This is a genomic window from Nostoc sp. DedQUE05 (genome assembly GCF_034530955.1).
Classification (GTDB): Bacteria; Cyanobacteriota; Cyanobacteriia; order Cyanobacteriales; family Nostocaceae; genus Nostoc.
Window position 1 is genome coordinate 285,095 of sequence record NZ_JAVRCB010000001.1, and the last position, 23,408, is coordinate 308,502.

The following is a 23,408-nucleotide window of genomic DNA, read 5'->3' on the forward strand; positions in this document are numbered from 1 at the left end:
CGCCATCAGTTATCCGACTTGTGGTTTTGCCGTGTTAATTTGCAAAAACTCTTGTACCTGTTGCATATAAGTTGGCGCATCTTCCAACATTGGGAAATGCGCTGTGTTACGAATCATCACAAATTTAACTTTGTCATTCAATGCAGCGGCTTGACGCCCCATCTCGGCTGGAATAATTTTGTCATACTCCCCTGCTACAAGCAGAGTCGGCACTGTTAGCTTGGCAAACTCTTGCGGCATCACTTCAGATTGAGCTTTACTAACTGAAGTAAAAATTGTTCCTAAAGCCGCATCGTAATCTGCTTCGAGAAAATCTTCCAAAAAAGCTTGCCGCTCAGAATGTGGTATAGAACTATGTAGAAATCTGGCCATAAACATCCGGTCAACAAATGGAATTTTGCTTAACCACTTGGGACGGAATTTTACTACATAGCCACCGAATTTATGAAAAGCACTAAAAGATTTTTCGTCGTACTCAAAAATGCCGCTACAAGTTAAAATTCCTCGTTCTACTCGTTCGGGATAGCGGTTAAAAAATAAAGTAGCAACAGAAGCGCCCATCGAGTGAGCATTGATATAAACACGCTGGAGATGCAACCCATCTAACAAAGCTGCCAAATCATCAGCGTATTCCTCTAATTCATAGGTTAACTCTCTGATTGCCTCTGATTCTTCCTGTGGGGAATCAGATTCAGCAACAGCTTCACTTGCTTGGGTGATGGTTGGCTTCCCACCAGAACGGCCAAATCCCCGCATATCGTAGAGTAAACAATCAAATTGCTCTGATAAAGCATCAGCAGTATTTTGCCAATATCTAGCCGAACCAGCCCAACCGTGAATGAAAACCATCACTGGTTTTACCAAAGAACCGGATGGTTTTTTCACCCATTCGTAGTAATGCTCAACGCCACGAACATTAATATAAGGCATTAGTCATTTGTCCTTTGTCAGTTGTCATTAGTCCCTGGTATATGGTTATTATTCCTTATTTTTTGACCAATGACTAATGACCAATCACTAATGACTATTAAGCTGATTCTGGCTTCGGTAGTGAAGACGGATGTATTATCAGTTCGGCAGTCGATCGCTTCTCGACCATCTCCCTTGTAACTGTACAGCGTGTCACATCCTTACGGGATGGTAACTCATACATTACATCCAACATTAATTCTTCGACAATACCACGTAATGCTCTCGCACCAGTTTTACGGCGGTAAGCTTCTTGAGCGATCGCTCGTAAAGCATCTGCTTTAAAATCTAGCTGGACATTATCCATCTTCAGCAGTTTTTGGTACTGCTTCACTAGGGCGCTGCGTGGTTGAGTGAGAATCGCCATCAGTGCTTCTTCATCTAGCGGATCTACTACTGCTACCATTGGCATCCGCCCAATAAACTCTGGAATCAGGCCAAATTTTACTAAATCATCCGGTTCTAGATGGCGAAGCGTGTCTGCTGCTCGTTTCTCCTTCGATTGACCTTCACCCGGTTGCACAAAGCCGATTGCTTTTTTGCCAACTCTCTGATCTACAATCTTTTCTAAGCCCACAAAGGCACCACCACAGACGAACAAAATATTACTTGTATCAATCTGGATGCAGTCTTGATAAGGATGCTTGCGCCCTCCTTGGGGTGGTACATTAGCGATCGTTCCCTCTAACATTTTCAGCAAGGCTTGCTGCACGCCTTCGCCAGAAACATCGCGGGTAATTGACGTGTTCTCGCTCTTACGAGCAATTTTGTCAATTTCGTCAATGTAAATAATTCCCCGTTGCGCTTCCTCTATATCCAAATCTGCCACCTGTAACAGTCGCAGCAAGATATTTTCCACATCTTCTCCCACATACCCAGCTTCCGTCAGCGTCGTCGCATCGGCTACGGCAAAGGGTACATCCAGGATTTTCGCTAGGGTTTGGGCTAAGAGAGTTTTGCCGCAACCAGTCGGGCCGATTAACAAGATGTTGGACTTTTGCAGTTCTATGGCATCATCCGCCCCAGGTTTGCCACTGGCTTTAGACTGAATGACTGCCAGTCGCTTGTAGTGATTGTAAACGGCGACTGAAAGCACTTTCTTCGCTTCGTCTTGACCAATAACGTGTTCGTCTAGATACTTTTTAATCTCTCTTGGCTTGGGTATTTGATTAAACGAAATACTAGCAGAGTGGGTACGCCGTTTTTCAGGTGGTTCTGCTCTTGGTGCTGGTTGTGCTGCCGCACCACTGGTATCGAGCAACTCCTCGTCTAGTATTTCATTACACAAGTCAACGCATTCATCGCAGATGTAGACTCCCGGCCCTGCGATTAACTTACGCACCTGCTCTTGAGACTTGCCACAAAATGAACATTTTAAATGGGAGTCGTACTTAACCATACCAGCCTCTTATTTCAGAATGGTGACGTTTTCCCCTGCTACGGGAAGATTTTGCCTGGAAATGACTTGATCGATCAAACCGTAGTTTTTTGCCTCTTCTGCCGACATAAAAAAGTCGCGCTCAGTATCTGCTTCTATTCTTTCTAAGGGTTGACCAGTATGGTGAGCCATTAGCTGATTCAACTTAGCCTTTACGTAAAGAATTTCTCTGGCTTGAATTTCAATGTCAATGGCTTGACCTTGAGCGCCACCAAGTGGTTGGTGAATCATAATCCGGGAGTCGGGCAGAGACATTCGCTTACCGGCAGCCCCTGCTGTCAACAAAAATGCCCCCATGCTCGCGGCTAATCCAAAACAGATGGTAACAACATCAGGGCGAATTTGCTGTATTGTATCATAGATTGCCATCCCTGCGTAGACGGAGCCGCCAGGAGAATTAACATACAGTTGGATGTCTTTTTCTGAGTCTTCGGCGTCTAGGAATAACAACTGAGCCACAATTGAGTTGGCTACGGCATCGTCTATTGGCGTTCCTAAAAAGATAATCCGCTCTCGCAGCAGGCGGGAGTAGATGTCGAAAGCTCTTTCTCCCATGCCAGATTGCTCTATCACCATCGGCACGATGTTGCTAGGGCTGCTTAACTGGGAGTTAATGTTTATTCGACTTAAGTTGCTGATTGGGGAATTTCCCGACTGCGATTCAAGCATACAAGCTTTCTTTGAGAATTATTTAGGACAAATGTTTCAGCAGCGGATGCTGCCTTTTCAACGAATGGAATTTTTATAAGCTACGTGTTAACCATTATGCCTCATATAATTTCCTCTCGTGTAACACAGTATCAAGCTCAAGTGATAACAAGTGTCACTATTTGCCGAAAATTCATTAATTCTTTAATTATTTTGACTTCATCCCTGAGTCATGGGGCATGGGGCATTGGGCATTGGGTATTGGTTATTTTCCCCTGCTCTCTGCTCCCTCATCTCCCTTAGCTTACCCATTTCACCAGTACTTTAACTCAGAACTGGTGAACTCATGGTTGTGGGATTTTTTATTATCCTTCTGTAACTTCTGTAGAAGCTTCGGTGTTTTCTTCCTCAGTCTGAGGTGCATCAGCATCAGCATCTGATTCTGCGTCTTCCGTTTCCTCCGCAGTACTCAATGAACCTTCCGGTACAAGTTCAACTGATGAGTGTTCTAAGAGCCAATCGATGATTTTTTCGGTTAACAGTTCGTTTTCCACGATTGAGCGCAGTTTATCTTCATCAACGTCCTGTTCCTCCGAGTACTGTTCCAAAAGTTCTGTGACTCTGGCTGCGATTTCTTCTGGTGTTACCTCGATAGATTCGCGTTTGCCGATTTCTCGTAAGGATAAAGAGCGTTTGATGCGTTCAATTGCTTCAGTACGCGATCGCTCCCGCAATTGCGGAATAATATCTTGAGTAAACAGCTTTCTCACATCCAATCCCTGCTGAGACAGCCGGATTGCTGTTTGCGTTAGCATTGCATCCACTTCTTGCTCAATCAAGGTTGCTGGTAAGTCAACTTCTACCTGCTTGAGCAGTTCCGTTAACAAGGCTTCCTGCTTATTGGTTTTTGTTTTGTCGTCCGCCTCTTTTTGATATCGCTCTACCAAAGAAGCGCGTAACTCCTCTAAGGTTTCAAAATCGCTGATTTCCTGGGCGAAATCGTCATTTACTTCTGGTAGTTCCTTTTCTTTCAGTTCTTTGAGCGTCACGGTAAAAGTTGCCGCTTTTCCAGCTAATTCTTCATTAGCATAAGGATCTGGGAACTGTGCCGCAATTTCTTTCGTTTCTTCAGGATTCATCCCCACTATTCCCGAAATAAAGCCTGGAATAAACTTATCTTCCTGCAACTCAACCTGAAAATCAGTTGCTTCGGCTCCGGGAATCGGTTCTAGTTCTGTTGTTTCGTCCTCGCCCTCAACTCTGGCGAATGAACCTTTAAAATCGACTACAGCAATATCGCCGATTTGAGCTGCACGTCCTTCCACAGGAATCAATGTCGCCAATTCTTGACGTTCCTTATCCAGCGTGTTCTCCACTTGCTCTGGCTCGAACTTGACTTCTTCGGCCTTGGCTTGCAAATCAGTGTACTGCACTAGATTCACTTCTGGTTCTACATCCACAGCAGCCGAAATCGTCAAGGGTTTTCCCGGTTCATAATTATTAATCAAATCCTCAAAAGAGGAGCGCAATTGCGGCTGACCGATTGCTGGGATGGCTTCTTGTTTGACTGCTTGCTCAATGCCATCTTGAATTAGTTCTTCCAGTGCCGCTGCCTTGATTCGAGTTGTACCCAGCCGTTGTAGTAATATCGGCCGAGGCACCTTGCCTTTACGAAACCCAGGAATATTGGCAGTACTCGCTAAGTTTTTAATGACCTGTTCGTAAGTTTGCTTGGTAATTTCCGGCGTAATCTCTATTTCCAGGCCAATTTGGCTGGCGGGAAGTTTTTCCTGGGTAACTTTCATGCTTCGTCTCTAGTTTTCTGGTATTTTATACTCCGAGTACACACAAAACGCAATAAAATAATTGTTTGCGTTTATAGCTTGATGTCTCTTAGGGCAATGGAAGTTTGCCAAAAGGTCTTGTGACATCCAAGGATGGATGTTTGTCTTGGGGCAAAGATCCAGTTTACTGCCAATTATCAAGGACTTGACATTTTACTTTCATAACAATTTGGTTAATGGGGCATTGATATTAAGGGGGAGGTGATAGGGAAATAATCTGTAACCCTTACCCTGTCACCTCTACCCTGTAACCTAATACGCTATTCCCTTCTTCACCCCCGACTCACTCTAAAACTTGGGAATTAATTATTCAGTGGGCTAACGCCGTGATATCCTGGTCTCAAAGAGTGGTTAGTACCTCAAATTAAAGTTATAGTATTGAGTCTAGCTATTATCTAGCTATTATTAAGTTATGTGTGGTACGAGAGTGCATCTGTCACTTAACCACATAGCTCAGTTTTGTGTTGTGCTGGCTTTTTGCATTTAGCTCGTAGTATATTCATCATCTTTGGTAAACAAGTTTGTAGCCAATACATTTGTTTCTTTACAGGAAGGATGCTTGTTAAACCCCTAAATGCAGATATCTCCCTTTTTCTGATAAATAGCGGTTTATTGTATAATATATAGTTATAGTTATTGATGAAAAAATTGGCGTTATTTTAAAATGCAACATTATAAAAAAATGTATTAAATATATAAAGATATATTAAATGAAAGAAAAATTTAAACCTATTTAAAATGTATTTCCAGACTGCGATCGCTATTTAAATATAACTAAATTGTCCATTGTTCCAAGAAATTGCAGATTAAGTCTCTTAATAAGGAGGAAGCAAGTTTGTCGAAATCCTATCGTTTAGCTATTTTAGGAGCTACTGGTGCAGTAGGCACAGAGTTGCTGGAATTATTAGAAAGTCGTAATTTTCCGGTTGCTGACTTGAAGTTATTGGCATCAGAGCGGAGTGCGGGGCGATCGCTGCGGTTTAAAGGTGAAAATATACCAATAGAGGCAGTGAGCGATCGCGCCTTTGAAAATGTCGATATAGTACTAGCTAGTGCAGGCGGTTCCACATCCAAAACTTGGGCAGCAGTTGCTGTGGAAAAGGGCGCAGTGGTAATTGACAACTCCAGTGCTTTTCGGATGAACCCGGAAGTTCCCTTAGTAGTACCAGAGGTGAATCCCCAAGCTGCGGCGCATCACCAAGGCATTATTGCTAACCCCAACTGCACAACAATTTTAATGTCTGTGGCAGTCTGGCCATTGCATAAAGTTAAACCAGTGCAACGCATCGTCGCTGCAACCTACCAATCTGCTAGTGGTGCTGGAGCTAGGGCAATGGCAGAAGTTAAAACCCAAACAAGCGCTATACTACAAGGACAGCCAGCGATTGCCGAAATATTGCCTTATCCATTGGCATTTAATTTATTCCCGCATAACTCCCCATTAAACGATTTGGGTTACTGTGAGGAAGAAATGAAAATGGTCAACGAAACCCGAAAAATATTTGGTACGCAGCAAATCAGAATCACTGCAACCTGTATACGGGTTCCCGTACTCCGCGCTCACTCAGAAGCCATTAATTTAGAATTTGAGACTCCTTTTAGTGCGAAGGAAGCCAAAGAAATTTTAAATTCCTCCCCGGGAGTAAAATTGGTAGAAGATTGGGGAACGAATCATTTTCCGATGCCAATAGAAGCAACCGGTCGAGATGAAGTTTTAGTGGGAAGAATTCGCCAGGATATTTCTCATCCTTGTGGCTTGGAATTATGGTTATGTGGCGACCAAATTCGCAAAGGTGCAGCATTGAATGCAGTACAAATAGCCGAATTGTTAGTAGAGAAAAATCTACTTAAACCATTAGCTATTAGTCATTAGTCACTTGTACTGAGCGTAGTCGTAAAGCCTGCGGCATAGCTACGCTTCGGGCGCAGCCTCTCCAAGAGTTGTATTAGTCATTGGTAATTAGTAAAATGACAAATGACAAAGGACAAATAACAAATGACTAATGACACTTGAAAGCAATTTGCAGATAGGTTATTACAATAGAGAACCACCAAGATATAAAAACATGGGTAATCAGGAGTGAAAAAAGGGTGGGAGATTTTGGCAATGTTTTAACCGCTATGATTACGCCATTTAAAGCAGATGGTAGTGTCAACTATGATGTAGCGGCAGAACTGGCGGCGCATCTAGCTAACAACGGTACAGATACATTGGTGATGTGCGGCACAACCGGAGAATCCCCGACACTAAGTTGGGATGAGGAATACCAGTTGTTTGTCGAGGTATTGCAGTCCGTGGCCGGAAAAGCCAAGGTAATCGCAGGTTGTGGATCGAATTCCACCAAAGAAGCGATCGCAGCCACCCAAAAAGCGTCTAAAATAGGAGTACATGGTTCCTTACAAGTTGTTCCTTATTACAACAAACCGCCGCAAGCGGGATTGGAAGCGCACTTTAAGGCAATAGCACAAGCCTGTCCCGACTTACCGTTGTTGTTATATAATGTCCCAGGTCGTACCGGACAAAACCTTCAGCCAGAAACAGTTGCCCGGTTAGCTGAGGTTAACAATATTGTCGGGATTAAAGAATCCACTGGTAATATAGATCAGGCTAGCGTTATTCGTCGCTTGACACCAAAAGAATTCCACATCTATTCTGGTGATGATTACATGACTTTGCCCTTGTTAGCGATCGGGGCAAAGGGTGTGGTAAGTGTGGCTTCTCATCTGGTAGGAAACCAACTACAGCAGATGATTCAAGCTTTTAGGGCGGGAAAAGTTGAGGTAGCAAGCGACATTCATCTCCAATTATTTCCCTTGTTTAAAGCTTTATTTCTTACTTCAAATCCCATTCCAGTGAAAAAAGCACTCCAACTTCAAGGTTGGGAGGTTGGTTCAACTCGTCCGCCGCTATGTGAAGCTGATTTAGAAGTAAGTCAAAAGTTAGAAGCGATTCTGAAAGAACTTAGTTTAATTTAACCACCAGCTATTTAAATGTTGATAGTCTCCTCCTTGCCAAAGATACATATACACAACGATCGTAATTGTTCATAAGTTGCATTTAAAAACCTGTGCTAGGACTGATAGATATACTATGAATCCTTGAGTTTTACAGTTGATTTTATTGAATAAAAAATTGAAATCTTCAATTAAAACTTGATTGCTTTGGGACTGGCTTAAAAGACAGATGTTGTCTGAAATACAAGGAAAGTTAACTATCAACTTAATTAATCAAAAGTAACAATCTAAGGAGAAAATGGCTAAAAACGAAGCTAATAATTCCGCCTTGAAAATTATTCCTTTGGGCGGTTTGCATGAAATTGGTAAAAATACCTGTCTTTTCGAGTATGACGATGAAATTATCCTGTTAGATGCAGGATTAGCTTTTCCCACAGAAATGATGCATGGAGTCAATATTGTTTTACCAGATATGACCTATCTGCGGGAAAATCGGCACAAAATTAAAGGGATGATCGTGACTCACGGTCATGAAGACCATATCGGCGGGATTGCTTTTCATCTCAAGCAATTTGATATTCCGGTGATCTATGGCCCCAGATTAGCAATGGCAATGCTAGAGGGTAAATTAGAAGAAGCAGGAGTCCGCGATCGCACAGAAATCAGAACAGTTCTACCACGCGATGTGGTGCGGATTGGCAAAAACTTTTTAGTCGAATATATCCGTAACACCCACTCCATCGCTGATAGTTTCACTGTTGCTATTCATACTCCCCTGGGTGTAGTCATTCACACAGGGGATTTTAAAATTGACCATACTCCAGTCGATGGTGAAAAGTTTGACTTGCAACGCCTAGCAGAACATGGAGAAAAAGGCGTTCTTTGTTTACTAAGTGATTCCACTAATTCGGAAGTGCCAGGATTTACACCTTCAGAACGTTCAGTTTATCCCAATCTGGAGAGAGTATTTAGTCAAGCACCTGGGCGATTATTTGTCACGACCTTTGCTTCTAGCGTCCATCGCATCAACATGATTTTGGATATTGCCAAGAAGCAGAATCGTGTAGTGACAGTTGTCGGGCGTTCCATGCTGAACTTGATTGCTCATGCCCGCAATTTAGGTTACATCAAGTGTGAAGACAATCTGCTGCAACCATTGCACGCTGTCCGCAACCTACCCGATGAAAGAGTGCTGATTTTAACTACAGGTTCTCAGGGTGAATTGATGGCAGCCATGACCCGCATTGCTAACAAAGAACATCCTCACATTAAAATCCGCGAAGGAGATACGGTAGTATTCTCTGCTAACCCAATTCCCGGAAATACGATCGCTGTAGTCAACACCATTGATAAATTAATGATTCAAGGTGCGAAAGTGGTCTATGGACGGGATAAAGGAATTCACGTCTCCGGTCATGGCTGTCAGGAAGAACAAAAACTGATGATTGCCTTAACTCGACCGAAATTCTTTGTGCCATTTCACGGCGAACATCGGATGCTAGTGAAGCACGCAGAAACGGCTCAGAGTATGGGCATTCCCGCAGAAAACACGATTATCATTCAGAATGGTGATATTGTCGAATTGACAGAAGATGCCATTTGCGTCGCTGGGAAAGTGCCATCTGGTATAGAACTGGTGGATACTACTAGTTCGGGTATGGTAAGTGCGAAAGTGCTGCAAGAACGGCAACGCATGGCTTCAGAAGGCATTATTACGATCGCAGCTGCCATTGATTGGAATGGTAAACTGTTAGCAAAACCAGAAACTCACCTCCGGGGTGTAGTTACAAGTGTAGAGCGATCGCTCCTGCAAACCTGGGTAAAACAACGCATTGAAGAAATCCTCACGGTGCGCTGGACAGAATTTGCTCCTGAGCAAGGTGAAGCAGCAGATATAGACTGGGGTGGATTGCAAGGTACTTTAGAACGAGAATTGCAACGTTCCATCCGTCGGGAATTGCAATGTCAGCCATCTGTGACTTTGTTGATGCAAATTCCTGATGAGCCACCTGTAAAAGTTGCTGATGGGAGAAGACGGCGGACTCGGACTGCTGCTCAGGTAGCATCATAGAAAATTTCAGGTAAAAATCTCATACAGAGAGAAGTTTGAGCAGTGGCTTTCACGGCTCAAATTTCGATTGGCGCAAAGACACAGAATTTTTCTGAACGTCTTTGCGCTTTCTTTTGTAATGCGTATAGAAATTATCTATAGTTATTGGAGGCGATCTCACTTGTTAGGTTGCTGTGGCCTCAAGCAACTGCAACCAATATCTCCTCATTTTTCTCGGCTGCTGAAAGATACAAATTTCTCCATCGCTCGAAGTCTTCAAAACACCATTCATTTCTTGCAAACACTGTTTCAGGATCGATCTGTCGAAAAATGCTGGCCCCTTCACTGACTAGCTCACGGGATATCAGTCCTAATGACTCCTCTGCTGACAATAGAGTTAGAGCAAAAGTTTGATCTCCGAACATGAGCTTTTCAACAATCTCATCGGCATTTGCAAACTTTCTTCTCGATAGCTCTTGCGACAAACGTTCCTTGATCTCAGCAGATGATTTTTCTAGTGTTGCTGTTCTATCTTCAATCCCTGGATACACTTGACGAGTAAGCCTTAACTCAGACCGCAATTGTGCGATTACCCAATTTGCTTCTAGCTCAGATCCAAAAGTCTCTTGTTCTGTTTCGATAACATCTTCCACGATTTCGTCAATCTCTTCAGGCTCAATTTCAAAAAAGCGGAAAATGCCGCAACCATAGGGGAAAAGATAAGCTACAAGGATACTGAGTGCCTTTTCACGTAGAAGCCGTGCATACAGCGTACTGTCAGGAGGAATTGCGCTGTAGAATACAGAAACCATAAGCAAGCTCATCTGATTTTAACGCTTCAGACTGTATCATTCTCAAATTGCCACTGCCAACCTAGTTTTGTGAAATGCAATCGATTCTACTCGATCGAAAATCATTACTTCTACAGTATTCAGCCAGCGATGAACAAGACACACTTACGTGAGAAAGTGGGAACACGGAGAGGAAAAATGCCTTCTAGAGTATTACTGATGTTTATACTTAGCAAAAATTCTTTTAGAAAGACCTTATATTAAGTTCTGTAAATGTTACACTAAAACCTATCCAATGATGGATGTCTTTATTAAAATTTAAACTGTGTCAAGTTATGAACAAGATCGTAATATTACACTACCGATCCCCAGAAATTTGCGATTAACTTGACGTAGTAATAAATTAGGTTCTGACTTAAGTGGCTAATCAGGTATTACATTATATCGCAGTCAGAACGCGATTTTTCCGGGAAAGTTCGTTGCCACGTTGTATATATTCATCAAAAAGGTGAATAGCCTCAATAACACAGAGGGTTAACCATGAAGGTATTCGACAATACCACAAAAAAGATTTTTCTGGCTAGCTGGGTATCAATCAATCAAGCAGAGACTACTGACCATAAAGCAACCCAGCTAAACCATTCTGTTTCCAAGCCTTACTGGGATATTCTCCAACCCTTACGGCAGCGAGTAGAAAACATTCAAGTCCGCGATCGCCAACTAGCTCACCGTTTGTGCAAACTGATTCCATCTCAATGCCCCTTTGAGCGCGATGTCAAATTATTTGGCAAGACCTTGTTTCACATCCCGCCGATGTGCAAGCTCAACCCCTTATATGAAGAAGTGGTTGGTTTACGTTTCCGAGCGATGTGCTATCTAGCCGATGAATGCGGCGAAGATATATCTCAGTACTGTTGAGGGAAAAGTTAGGAGTAAGGAATAACGACTCAGGGATCAATAATATAACTCCTAACTCCTAACTCTCTGCTATTTTTTACTATTTTTTTACTATTTCTTTTGCCATTTTTGGATGGCATCCTGAGCATCTTCGTAAGCGCCTGTCTCCTCTGGCACTAAGGCTGCGGTTGCAATTGCGGCATTACGTTCTCCTTCGGCGGCGCGACGCTTTGCCAAGTCTAAAATTTTCTCACTCCATTTATCGATCGATTTTTGGGCAGTATCGAAGCCTGGTTGTCCGGGTGGTACTTTCTTGGCAACTTCGATCGCCCGATTGTAGGTAGATGCCTGTTCGGGCTTAATTAAGGCATTCGCTGCATCTAAAAGAGTTTTGTTACTCACATACTGCTTACCCTCTAAGCGCCACAGGTTAATTGCTGCTTGTGCCTTCGCGTAGGGGGCTTCATCTTTGGTAATTAATCGAGCCGCAGCAATAGCGCTTGCATACTGTCTTTGTTTAGCACGACCTTCTGCTAAATCTAAAATCATCTGGCTCCAAATCTTAATATTCTCTTGAGCTTGTTCGTACAGTGGTTCACCAGGTTGAATTTTTCGGGCTGTAGCGATCGCCATGCTCAAATCGCTAGCCTGAGTTTGTCTGAGCGACATTTTCGCCAGGTCTAATACTGCTTGATTCCGCTTTTTCGACTCGGAACTAGAGGTTATTTGGGCGCTAGATTGATTTTTGAGTCTAACTGGTGGAGTGCGTAGGCGTAGCCCGTCGGAGACATCGCTTGGTAAATTCTCGACAACCTGGCGATCGCTAACAGTAGCATTGGGTAATGCACTTGATATTTGCTTAATTCTAAAAGTTTCTTGATTACGCAGAAAAACTACGGCGATTAAACCTGCTACCAGTAAGCTGCCTCCGCCCCACAAGATAAACTGTTTCCAAAAAGGGATGCTTGGCTGATTCGCTGGCAATCGAGAGACGTAACCTTTAGAGGAATTGGGGATAAATCTTCCTTTGGTATTCACTCCCAAGGAAGTTTCCGGCATTGGCTGGGCAACTAATCCGCCACCTGACTCTTGGACTTTTTGACCTTTCGCCTGTTGGGAGGAGTTAACACTAGCTTCTCCCCGTCTGCCCTGAGTTGCTGAAGTTTTAGAGGAATCGTCAAGGGGAGGGGCTGCAAGAGCAACAGCAAAAGATTCTTCAGGATAAATTATCGGTTCTGGCTGAAAATCACTTTCCATTGCCAATTTTGGCAAGATTACTTGCTGCCTTGATGGGATGATCGTGGCGGGGTTTTGGATAGGACGCCAGTGGTGGTGACATAACTTTGGCACGATCAGGCTGAGGTAGCTTTCTAAATCTGCCAAGTTGCTGCCATTACCAGAACGCAAAGCTTCTAACAAAGCTGCTGTAAAGAATCCGTGACCTAGTTCGCTACTCTCATGGGAAAATTGCTCTGGTTGGCAAGAAAGAATAGTCGCCAGTTGTAGTTCTTGGGCTAGTTCTATTGTTTCTTCACCAACGGGAGCATCCGCTTGAGTACCAAAAGCGCGGTTGATATCGAGTAGTAGCAATACATTCAGATTGGCAAGTTGTAGACTTTGCATTAGCGATCGCAATTCTATGCCAGTCTCTTGCACCAGTTCCGGGTTCCCCTCTGCTGGCATTAAGTAATCTTTACCCTTGTAATTAACTCCATAGCCGCTAAAAAATAACCACAGATAGTCTTCCGGTTGCCAACTTGTTGCTGCCAAATCTTCAAGTAGCAGCAAAATATTTTCCTTCGTCGGGTAAGTCGATCTATCCCCAATCGGCGGCGAAGTATCTGTCATCACTAGACAGTGCTTGGAGAGAAAACCTGCCTCTGTCACCAAAAAATCTTCTAGTGCCTCAGCATCTGCTTGGGCACAACTTAAAGGTTGAAATAACTGATATTGATTGATACCAATCGCGATCGCCCAGTAATTTGCCATCCCGCTCTTTGTCAGTTATTGTTGTTTGCTGGTCTTAAAATTGCGGTTGGCTTTGTCAAATCAAACAAAGCTAACCTATGTCTTATAGTCTAGGTGATTCTGATTGAATCTTAAGTTAGAATGTAATTTTTATTACGTTATTTAGCCGGAAAATACCTTTACCTAATTTCAATAACAGATCATTACTAAGGAGATAGAAGGTCATGAGCAAAATTTCTGCTCACCTACCATCATCGCTCGCTCCCTTTTCAGTTATTAGCCAAATTGCCAGAAGAATCCGGATAATTCCTTTAGTAGTTTTGCTTATATCTACTGTTCCTGCGTGGTTTTTGATGGAAGCGATCGCACCGCAGCTTGTGCGAGCTTACACCGCTAGAGTCGATCTAGCTATCGACCGCCTGCCAGAAGAAAACTATGAAACCGTTCTCAGGAGAGCGGAAGCGGTCGCTAGGGCAGCTGCTCAAAGGAGCTTCGACCAAGATATCTTGGTGACAGATGTTTCCATAATTGTATCCGTACAAAATTATGGAGCGATCGCACCAGTCCTGACATTAGATGTCAGTCGTCCTCAATGGCGATCGCGTCCTGATGCTCAAAATTGGGCCACTTACTTCAAAACTGCGCGATCTTTACTTTTCTTTGAAAATAACTCTAATCAAGTTCCAGCAGCTAGCGCTGTGTCAACGCCAAAATGACGGGTTGAGCTAGAAGTCCGAGCCAAAGCTTTTTTGGCTCGGAACCTTGGGGGAACTTAGGGACTTCCAAATAAAAAATATCCCAAATTTTCTTGTGGGATGGGTGTCCTCACCCGTCCCATATTCAGGGCGGGCAGGATGCCCACCCTGAATATGGATAATTATTTCTTGTCAGTCCTTAAAAGAAAGTCATTCTTGCTGTTCCCGCGTCCTAGCGTCAGTCTTAACCCAACTTACTTATTCCTGACTCAACTGTTGTCTTTGGCGTCAGTGGATGGCCTAGAATAAGAAGGTTGTCAAAAATCGCGATATCTGCTGACATGGCTGTTCCTAAGAAGAAAACTTCCAAATCAAAACGAGATAAACGTCGAGCTACCTGGAGGCATAAAGCCGTCGTTGAAGCTCAAAAAGCCCTATCTTTGGGTAAGTCAATTTTGACTGGACGTTCTACATTTGTTTATCCAGCTGCTGAAGAAGAGGAAGAAGAATCATAATTTCTCAGTCAGGAAAAGCACGAATAGCGCCGATAGATTTGATTGCCAAACTCAACAATCAAACTTCCGATCGCTAGATAAATGCTTTTTCTTAGCTTTCCTGATTGCATTATGAGTCATAGACACTCTACATAAGCTCATTAGATCGAAAAAAATTGGTAGTGAGTAATTGGAAATATCCATTACCCATTACCTATCATTCAAGAGTTTATATAAAGAGTAAAACATCTGGTGCTGTTGGCAACTCAGCAAAAAAGCTTGTAAACATCTTGAGAAAACTTATTTTTCTCTAATTATGATAGGAAAATTTTTTCAGAAACCAGGTAAAGAAGAAAGCGAACGCGTCCCTCCTGGTCAACACTTAGCTAAAGGTTTCCCCGTATTAACTTACGGCGAAACTCCCAAAGTCAGCACTGAGGAATGGGAGTTTCGAGTTTGGGGTTTAGCAAAATCTACTACCTTTAGTTGGTCAGATTTTATGGCGCTACCTCAACACGAATTCACAGCTGACTTCCACTGTGTAACGCGCTGGTCTAAACTTGATGTCAAATGGACTGGCATTAAAGTTACAGATTTTATGGGTCTGATTGAATTAGACCCGAAAGTAGCCCATGTTATGGAACACTGCTATGGCGGCTACACCACCAATATTTCTGTAGAAGATTTTCTGCGCGAAGAAAACTTCTTTGCTTTTAAAGTCTTTGGTGAAGACCTTCCATCTGAACACGGTGGGCCGATGAGGCTAGTTGTACCCCACCTCTACGCTTGGAAAAGTGCTAAGTGGATTAATGGTTTGGAATTTTTAGCTGCTGAAGAACTTGGTTTTTGGGAGCGCAATGGCTACCATCGCCGTGGTGAACCTTGGGCTGAGGAGCGTTACAGCAACGCTTTTGGGATTTAATAGTTAGAAGTTAGAAGTTTAGAGTTAGGAGTTAAAAATTCATAACTCATAACTCATAACTCATAACTCATAACTTCTATCCTAAAAGTTTCTTGATTAGCGGCAATTTGCTCTGATATGGAGCGTATCGCCATTTTAAATCGAGCCAGAAGGAGTTTTGCAATACACTTTTCTGATGGGAAAAGGTGTCAAAGCTAGCTTTGCCGTGATAGTTGCCAATACCGCTATCTCCCACTCCACCAAATGGTAAAGACGAGACACCAACCTGCATAACTGTGTCGTTAATACAAACTCCACCAGAGGAAGTTTCCTGCAAAACTCGCTTTTGCAGGTTTTTATCTTGAGAAAATAAGTATAACGCCAAAGGTTTGGGTCTAGAGTTAATCAAGGCGATCGCTTCTGCAATGTCAGTATATTCAATGATGGGTAGAATAGGGCCAAAAATTTCTTCCTGCATTACAGAATCTTCTAGTGAGACATTATCAATTAGTGTTGGAGCAATATAACGCTCTGAAGGTTGATTTTCTCCACCGATGACAACTTTTCCATCTTTAAGAAAACTAACTAATCTCTCAAAGTGTTTTTCACTGATAATCCGGGCATAATCAGGGCTGTTTGCTGGATTATCACCATAAAATTCTTTTAAAGATTTTTCCAAACCATCTATTAAATCTTTCTTGATTGTTTTATTAACTAAAAGATAGTCGGGGGCGATACAAGTTTGTCCCGCATTAATAAATTTGCCCCAAGTAATTCGTCTGACAGTATGTTCAATATTAATGTCAGTATCTACAATGCAAGGACTTTTACCACCCAATTCTAAAGTCACTGGTGTAAGATATTTTGCTGCTGCTGCCATAATGATTTTGCCGACGGCTGTACCACCAGTAAAAAAGATATGGTCAAACTTTTCTGCAAGTAGTTTTTGACTTGCTTCCACGCCTCCTTCAATCACTGCAAGATAAGCAGGGTCAAAATGTTTGGCAATAATCTTAGCAATGACATCAGACGTATGAGAAGCTATTTCTGAAGGTTTGATAATTGCACAATTACCGGCTGCGATCGCACCTATTAACGGTGAGATAATTAACTGAAATGGATAGTTCCAAGGCCCGATAATTAAGACAACCCCTAATGGTTCTGGATAAATTTTTGCTGAGTAGGAAAAAAAATCCCAGGAAACCGCTGCTTTTTGGGGTTTACTCCAGTTTTGAAGATGTTTGATGGCGTAATCAATATCCTTAATTACGCTGATTTCTGTAAGGTAAGTTTCTACTTCTGGTTTATGTAAATCCGCTTGTAATGCCTCGACTATTGACTGTTCATGTTCGATAATTGCTTGCTTAAGATTTTTCAGTTGTTCAATGCGAAAAGTTACATCTTTAGTTTTGCCCGTTTGAAAAAACTCTCGCTGATTCTGGATAATATTGCCAATGTTAGATAATTCAGTGGTAATCATTGTTTTTTCCTATTAAAAACTATTTGTTTAATGCTGTTATCTCAGCATATTTAATTTCTCAATTGTTAGCATTTGATTTTCTGATTTAATTTTTTACTTTAAATTATCGTAGATACTAGTAAGGTTATAAATCATGAATTACCAGGATAAAAAACTCTATAATTCATAATTTATAATTACTAGTTTTTCATACTTTGGTGGGTAGAAGCACAATAAATATACTACCTTTGCCCAACTCGGAATTAAGCAGAATAATGCCTTGATGTGCCTCGACAATTCGACGAGCAAGATACAGTCCTAAGCCACTACCAGAACTCTTATGACTGCCTTGGCGAAATCGTTCAAATATAGTGGCTTGTTCTTCAGGGCGAATACCTGGGCCAGTATCCGCTATTTCAATTCTAATGTAGTCAACGGAATTGGATGTTTCAGAGAACTGAGATTGATTACTTTTGTTGAAATGGCGTTGAGAAGTAAAACGAATAGTAATAGACCCGGAGTCGGTAAATTTGATCGCATTTCCGATGAGATTGGTAAATAAACGATGTAGTTCCAAGCGATCGCCCATCACTGTATTTGTGACTGACTCTTCAGTAACATCCAAATTTAGGGACAGTGTTTTATCTTGAGCTAAGGGTGACAATTCTCCAGTCACTTCATCTAGTAATTGACCCAGATTAACCGGTTGAAACGCCAAACTTTTGCGACCCGCTTCAAAACGATAAACTTCCAATAAAGTATTCACCATAGAAAGCAGGTTGATATTGCTACGGGCCATGATGGCGATTACTTCCTGCATTTGCGTTGATAATGTTCCCAATGCCCCTTGCTGAAATAGCATCAACATTCGATCGGCAGCTACCAAGGGAGTGCGTAAGTCGTGGGTGAGACGGGAGACAAAATCTTCTCGCTGGCGGGCAATTTCATCACGTTCATCCATACTATGCTTCAAACGTAGGAGCGATCGCACTCGTGCCAGCAATTCGTCTACTGTTACAGGTTTGCGGATAAAATCATCAGCACCCAAGTCTAGTCCGTGGGCGACGTTGGGCGCATCGTGGGCAGTTATTAACAATATGGGAATGTATTGCGGCAATTTCATCTCTCCACGAATGTGCTTAGTGACTTCGTACCCGTCCATACCTGGCATCATCAAATCCAGCAGAACTAAATCACAAGGAGAAGCTTTCAATTCTGCCAAGGCCGAAATTCCATTTTCGGCGGTGCTAATGGTATAACCTTCTTCCTCCAAAATAGTTTTGATCAAAAACACGTTATCAGGAGAGTCATCGACAACCAGAATTTTGTCAGAGCGAGAAGATTGTGAAGTCATATAGATGCAAGGTACGAGATAAAAGTAAATTTTTAGGGAAACTGCTTTATTGGTATAGTTTTTCTATATAACGCTCAAATATACTTTCTACAAAAAAATTATTTACCTAGAAGTTTATATAAATCCATTTCAAAAACTACTTTACTTACCTTTTTAACAGATAGCCACAAGCTAATTGAATTATGGCTCGTAAACTTCTAGAACTGAATACAGAGGATGGCGGCAAGATTTTGGTAGCAGTTGAGTTACCAGATGGCTCAGTAGGTCGTGTATCACCACCTACAGGTGATTTACCTATAGAAAAAGTAGAGGCAAGCTTCGATGCCGTTAAGGATTTGATTGTTCGCGGGTGTCGCCCAATTACAAAAGCATTTCGTACCTTACAGCAAGAATCGCAACCTGTGAGCGGAGAAGTTGAGTTTGGGTTGAATTTTACCGCCAAAGGCTCAGTTTATGTAGTCGAATCTAGTGGACAGGCATCACTGAAGGTGAAAATAACTTGGAAACTTACACAAGAAGAAAACAAGTAATAAATTGTCATGAGTTGGGATTTAGTTAGAGCTTGTACCGTTGCGATCGCTACTCCAGAAGGTAATATCCAAGGTACGGGCTTTTTTATCTCAACCCAAGGACATTTACTCACCTGCGCTCATGTGGTTGAGTCAGCAGGAGGTTGGGAAGAAGTGCGAGTCAATGGGAAAGCGGTTGAATTGGTTTATTTGGGAAATAGCACGCGCGATGATTTCGCCATATTGCAATTATCCGGTTATCCAGGCAATGCTGTACCTCTATCGCTAATCTTTGAGCCAGGGAATCAATTTCTGTCTATTGGCTATGGGCGTTTGGACTTCCCTGAAGGAGGGACGATTGAGGGCAACATCACTGATGCTAACCGTCATTTAGGTTTTAGTAACTTATTAATGTTGCGGTTGCGGGTAATGGCAGACTCGCAACAAATCATCGGTGGCTATAGTGGTTCCCCTGTATTTGATATTAAAGTTAAAGCGGTAGTTGGGATGATTGCCGCTTACGACAATACCCAAGGGGGATTAGCTGTACCATTAACCACAGTTCAAGAAAATTGGGCTGACTTGGAAAGTTTGCTGCATCCAGAACCATCCCTAGAACTTGAATTTCCGTTTTTCGATCAAGCTTTTTATGCTGATTGTTACAAGGCAGTTGATAGGGGAGGGGCATTAATCCGCGTGAAGGCTCCCTTGCAATGGGGCAAAACCTACTTAATGAACCAGATTTTGGATTATGGGGAACGGCAAGGCTATCAACCAGTGCGAGTGGACTTTCAAGAACCAGAAAAAGAAGTATTCAATACTCTAGAACGGTTCTTGCAGTGGTTTTGTGGCAGCATAGCTGAAGAATTGAATCTACCGCATAATCTAGCTGAAAACTGGCGAGGTGCGCTGAGTGCTAACAGTAATTGTACCAACTACTTTGAAAGATATCTCTTACCAGCAATCAGCAGTTCCCTAATTTTGGGATTGGATAACGTCGATATACTTTTTTCTCATCAAGCGATCGCTTGTGACTTTCTTCCTTTGTTGCGAACTTGGCATGAGAAAGCCCATACTAGACCTATTTGGAAAAAACTACAGTTAGTAATTGCCTATTCTAAAGAAGATTACATTTCTACAGATAGGAATAAATCACCGTTCAATGTGGGTAAATCTATTGACATACCTCAGTTGAATCAAGCACAAGTACAAAAATTGGCACAACATCTTAAACTTCATTGGAATGAAGAACAAACTACTCAATTGATGGATATGGTGGGTGGGCATCCTTGGTTGGTAAAGAAAGCACTGTATGAAATGACAAGATGCGGATTGACGTTAATCGAGCTATTGCAAATTGCGCCTACTGAAGGAGGCTTATACGGCGATCACTTGCGCCTTCATTGGTTAATTTTGCAGGAACATCAACTACTAGAGACCATGAAGCAAGTAGTAGCCAAAAATACTGCTGTCCTGATAGATCGAGTCAAAGCGTCTAAGTTACAGCATATGGGACTAGTAAAATATACTCATAATAATTCTGTTCAGCCGTTATGTGATTTGTATCGCCTGTATTTTCGTGATCGCTTGGGGGTGTAGTGTTGATGTCAAATTCGCTAGATCCCCTGCCAAACTACGAATACCAAGTTGGGGGTACTTTACCTTCAGATTCCCCTACTTACGTTAAGCGGCAGGCAGATGACAACTTATACAAAAAGTTGAGGGCGGGTGAATTCTGTTATGTTCTGAACTCGCGGCAGATGGGTAAATCGAGTTTGCGGGTAAAAACCATGCAAAGGTTGCAGGAAGAGGGGATTGATTGTGCTGAAATTGATATTACCGCCATCGGCAGTCAGGATGTCACTCCCGATCAATGGTATGCAGGTGTAATTGACAGCCTGGTTAGGAGTCTAAAACTAGACGATAATTTTGATTTAGAAAACTGGTGGAAGGCGCAAAAATTACTGCCTCCATTGCGGCGATTGGGGAAGTTCCTTGAAGAGGAGATACTAACCTCTATTCATAAAAAAATTGTCATTTTTGTAGATGAAATTGATAGCGTTCTCAGCCTCAGTTTTTCAACTGAGGATTTTTTCACTTTGATTCGAGCCTGTTATAACCAACGTGCTGATAAACCAGAATATAAACGCCTGACATTTTGTCTTTTAGGGGTAGCAACTCCCTCTGATTTGATTCAAGATAGACAGCGTACACCTTTTAATATTGGTCAACCAATTGAACTCAAAGGGTTTGATCTAGATGAAGCCAAGCCTTTAGCTAAGGGATTAGTAGGTAAAGTCAGTAATCCCCAAGAAAAGCTAAAAGAGGTTTTGGAATGGACTGGTGGACAACCTTTTCTTACTCAAAAGCTTTGTCAATTGATTTTAGATGATGAACAAAGATTGTCTGTAGAGGAATTAGTGCGATCGCGTATTATACAAAATTGGCAATTTCAGGATGATCCGGAACATTTGAGGACAATAAGCAATCGGTTTGTCATCAATAAATATGCGGAGCCATTGCTAGGACTATATCAGCAAATTTTAAAAAATGGAGAAATTGGAGAAGATAATAATAGTACCGAACAAATGGAATTACGACTGTCAGGATTGGTCGTTAAGCAAAATGGAAAGTTAAGAGTTTATAACCGTATTTATGAGTTTGTTTTTGATCATAAATGGATTAATGAGACTTTAACGGATTTATGTCCCTATACGAAAGAACTAGCAGCATGGCTAAATTCTAATCGTCAGGATAAATCACAGTTGTTACGTGGACATAAATTGCAAGAGGCTCAACAATGGCAAAAAGGTAAAGAATTGCTTGTTAATGATTATCAATTTTTAAATACTAGCCAAGAAATGGCAATACGAAGTCAGCAGCGTTTTTTTATCTTGGTGGCTCCACTACTGGTAATGATTCCAGTAGTAGTATTGCAATCTTTGAAAACCATTAATACATATATTAAAACTCAAGCAAATCAAATATTGTTTGAGCAGCCATTTGAGCAATCATTTAGTCAAGGTGAGCGTACTTTGTTTGGTGGAAGTGAAAACCCAAGTCGCACTCAGGCTCTTAACGCTTTTAAAAATTATAATTATACCCAAGCTGTTGAGTATTTTCAAAGAGCTAGGCAAGCCTTTCCTTATGACCCAGAGTTGCGAATTTATTACAACAATGCCAAAGCATATCAACAAGGCAAGCCACTCACTCTGGCAGTGGTTTTACCAGATACTAATAAAGAAACGGATATTTCTAAAGAACTATTGCGAGGAGTTGCACAGGCACAAGATAATTTTAACAGTTTAGATGGAGTGAATAAGCGATTTTTAAATATAGTAATTGCAAATGATGGCAGCGATCAAACTCAAGCTCAAAAAGTTGCTAGAGAGCTAATTAAAAATCAAAATATTTTAGGAGTTATTGGACACTATACTAGTCCAAATAGTCAAGCAGCACTACCTCAGTATGAAAGCGCTGGTATAGCAATGATATCTCCAGGAAGTACAAGTACCTCAATAAATAGCAGAGTATTTTTTAGAACAGTACTTTCTACTGAAGTAAATGCTGGTGAGTTAGCAGATTATGCTAGGAATCAGGGCTATAAAAGAGTAGTAATTTTATACAATCCTGATGATATTTATAGTAATGATGTAAAGAAAGAATTTGAAAATTTATTTGTTAGTGATAATAATGGGGAAGTTATATATACTCAGAATTTGGCTGATGCTTCACTGAATATATCTGCCGAAATTTCAAAAATCAAGGAAAAAAATGCAGATGCAATTATTCTGTTTCCGAATACAGAGTTAACTTCTGTGGCACTTGCAATTGCCCGCGCCCAGGGAAGCAAAAAATTGCCTCTGTTAGGGGGAAATGCTTTGTACAATCAAGACACTTTGAAATCAGGTGGAAACGCTTTTGAAGGTTTGGTTATATGTGTAGATTGGTTTGCAGAAGATCAAAACTCAAAAAAATTTGCAGAGGAAGCTAAGGGAATGTGGGGAGGACAGATTAGCTGGCGCACAGCTACAGCTTATGATGCAACTCAGGCTTTTATCAAAGCTATATCTATGTCTAACAATCCCTCTCGCCAAACTGTTTTGCAAAATCTCAAATCTATTAATCTTTCACCAACCGAAACTTCAGGGTATCCACTCCATTTTGATCAGAGAGGCGATCGTCAACAAGAACCTGTTCTTGTCAAAGTAGTTAAAGGTAGCGATGGTCTGTTTAAATTTGAACAAGTTAAGTAACGAAGAAATTTATCATAACTCCAAAATAAGCGATCGCTCATTCCCCAGAGGTGAGATTATCCAAAACTTGCTGAAATTCTGCTGTGGAAGGAATTGCGATCGCACTCTTACTATAAAACAGGCGATCGGCGTGTTATGCCAATACGTCGGCGTGTTATGCCAATACGTCGGCGTGTTATG

Annotated in this window: 18 protein-coding genes; 10 read left to right on the forward strand and 8 right to left on the reverse strand. The window is 41.8% G+C overall.

The window, feature by feature from the left end:
• Positions 1-9: 9 nt before the first annotated feature.
• From RMZ42_RS01205 to tig, 4 genes are all read right to left on the reverse strand, one after another.
• Positions 10-930: an alpha/beta hydrolase gene (locus RMZ42_RS01205; protein WP_322669672.1), complete on the reverse strand. Its 921-nt coding sequence runs from the start codon at positions 928-930 to the stop codon at positions 10-12.
• 97 nt (positions 931-1,027) lie between these two features.
• Positions 1,028-2,368 carry an ATP-dependent protease ATP-binding subunit ClpX gene (gene clpX, locus RMZ42_RS01210; RefSeq protein WP_322669673.1) on the reverse strand — a complete coding sequence of 447 codons (1,341 nt, stop codon included), beginning with the start codon at positions 2,366-2,368 and terminating at the stop codon, positions 1,028-1,030.
• A 9-nt stretch (positions 2,369-2,377) separates the two neighbouring features.
• Complete coding sequence (clpP, locus tag RMZ42_RS01215) at positions 2,378-3,076, reverse strand: ATP-dependent Clp endopeptidase proteolytic subunit ClpP (RefSeq protein WP_104905916.1); 699 nt, start codon at positions 3,074-3,076, stop codon at positions 2,378-2,380.
• A gap of 344 nt (positions 3,077-3,420) precedes the next feature.
• Positions 3,421-4,860 carry a trigger factor gene (gene tig, locus RMZ42_RS01220; RefSeq protein WP_322669674.1) on the reverse strand — a complete coding sequence of 480 codons (1,440 nt, stop codon included), beginning with the start codon at positions 4,858-4,860 and terminating at the stop codon, positions 3,421-3,423.
• Positions 4,861-5,734: 874 nt separating this feature from the next.
• Here tig and RMZ42_RS01225 point away from each other — a divergent pair.
• The 3 genes from RMZ42_RS01225 (at position 5,735) to RMZ42_RS01235 (ending at position 9,925) form a co-directional block, all read left to right on the forward strand.
• Positions 5,735-6,772: an aspartate-semialdehyde dehydrogenase gene (locus tag RMZ42_RS01225; RefSeq protein WP_322669675.1), complete on the forward strand. Its 1,038-nt coding sequence runs from the start codon at positions 5,735-5,737 to the stop codon at positions 6,770-6,772.
• Positions 6,773-6,990: 218 nt separating this feature from the next.
• Entirely contained in the window at positions 6,991-7,875 is an 885-nt protein-coding gene (gene dapA, locus RMZ42_RS01230) for a 4-hydroxy-tetrahydrodipicolinate synthase (protein ID WP_322669676.1), read from the forward strand.
• 277 nt (positions 7,876-8,152) lie between these two features.
• A complete protein-coding gene (locus RMZ42_RS01235; RefSeq protein ID WP_322669677.1) occupies positions 8,153-9,925 on the forward strand; it encodes a ribonuclease J in 1,773 nt (590 codons plus the stop codon).
• Positions 9,926-10,104: 179 nt separating this feature from the next.
• Here the strand turns inward: RMZ42_RS01235 and RMZ42_RS01240 are convergent, their stop codons facing one another.
• On the reverse strand, positions 10,105-10,716 hold the full coding sequence (locus tag RMZ42_RS01240) for a hypothetical protein (RefSeq protein WP_322669678.1): 612 nt from the start codon (positions 10,714-10,716) through the stop codon (positions 10,105-10,107).
• A gap of 519 nt (positions 10,717-11,235) precedes the next feature.
• Between RMZ42_RS01240 and RMZ42_RS01245 the strand changes: the two genes are divergently transcribed.
• Positions 11,236-11,613 (forward strand): Mo-dependent nitrogenase C-terminal domain-containing protein, encoded by a 378-nt coding sequence (locus RMZ42_RS01245; RefSeq protein WP_322669679.1) that lies wholly within the window; start codon positions 11,236-11,238, stop codon positions 11,611-11,613.
• Positions 11,614-11,703: 90 nt separating this feature from the next.
• Here the strand turns inward: RMZ42_RS01245 and RMZ42_RS01250 are convergent, their stop codons facing one another.
• Complete coding sequence (locus RMZ42_RS01250; RefSeq protein WP_322669680.1) at positions 11,704-13,581, reverse strand: caspase family protein; 1,878 nt, start codon at positions 13,579-13,581, stop codon at positions 11,704-11,706.
• A 203-nt stretch (positions 13,582-13,784) separates the two neighbouring features.
• Between RMZ42_RS01250 and RMZ42_RS01255 the strand changes: the two genes are divergently transcribed.
• The 3 genes from RMZ42_RS01255 to RMZ42_RS01265 all read left to right on the forward strand — a co-directional run bounded on the left by RMZ42_RS01255 (position 13,785) and on the right by RMZ42_RS01265 (position 15,671).
• Entirely contained in the window at positions 13,785-14,276 is a 492-nt protein-coding gene (locus tag RMZ42_RS01255; RefSeq protein WP_094348614.1) for a hypothetical protein, read from the forward strand.
• A gap of 320 nt (positions 14,277-14,596) precedes the next feature.
• Positions 14,597-14,770, forward strand: coding sequence for a 50S ribosomal protein L32 (gene rpmF / locus RMZ42_RS01260; RefSeq protein WP_094328804.1), 174 nt, complete (start codon positions 14,597-14,599; stop codon positions 14,768-14,770).
• A gap of 295 nt (positions 14,771-15,065) precedes the next feature.
• Positions 15,066-15,671: a sulfite oxidase-like oxidoreductase gene (locus tag RMZ42_RS01265; RefSeq protein ID WP_322669681.1), complete on the forward strand. Its 606-nt coding sequence runs from the start codon at positions 15,066-15,068 to the stop codon at positions 15,669-15,671.
• 76 nt (positions 15,672-15,747) lie between these two features.
• Here RMZ42_RS01265 and RMZ42_RS01270 read toward each other — a convergent pair whose 3' ends face one another.
• Both RMZ42_RS01270 and RMZ42_RS01275 read right to left on the reverse strand, forming a co-directional pair.
• Positions 15,748-17,130: an aldehyde dehydrogenase gene (locus tag RMZ42_RS01270; protein WP_322669682.1), complete on the reverse strand. Its 1,383-nt coding sequence runs from the start codon at positions 17,128-17,130 to the stop codon at positions 15,748-15,750.
• Between the two features lie 187 nt (positions 17,131-17,317).
• Positions 17,318-18,463 (reverse strand): hybrid sensor histidine kinase/response regulator, encoded by a 1,146-nt coding sequence (locus tag RMZ42_RS01275; RefSeq protein WP_322669683.1) that lies wholly within the window; start codon positions 18,461-18,463, stop codon positions 17,318-17,320.
• 182 nt (positions 18,464-18,645) lie between these two features.
• On the opposite strand from RMZ42_RS01275, the gene RMZ42_RS01280 reads away from it, so the two are divergent.
• From RMZ42_RS01280 to RMZ42_RS01290, 3 genes are read left to right on the forward strand one after another with little or no spacing between them, the layout of a single operon-like run.
• Entirely contained in the window at positions 18,646-18,993 is a 348-nt protein-coding gene (locus tag RMZ42_RS01280) for a CU044_2847 family protein (protein WP_322669684.1), read from the forward strand.
• Positions 18,994-19,002: 9 nt separating this feature from the next.
• Entirely contained in the window at positions 19,003-20,571 is a 1,569-nt protein-coding gene (locus RMZ42_RS01285) for an AAA-like domain-containing protein (protein ID WP_322669685.1), read from the forward strand.
• Between the two features lie 5 nt (positions 20,572-20,576).
• Complete coding sequence (locus RMZ42_RS01290) at positions 20,577-23,228, forward strand: ABC transporter substrate-binding protein (protein ID WP_322669686.1); 2,652 nt, start codon at positions 20,577-20,579, stop codon at positions 23,226-23,228.
• The last annotated feature ends 180 nt before the right edge of the window (positions 23,229-23,408 follow it).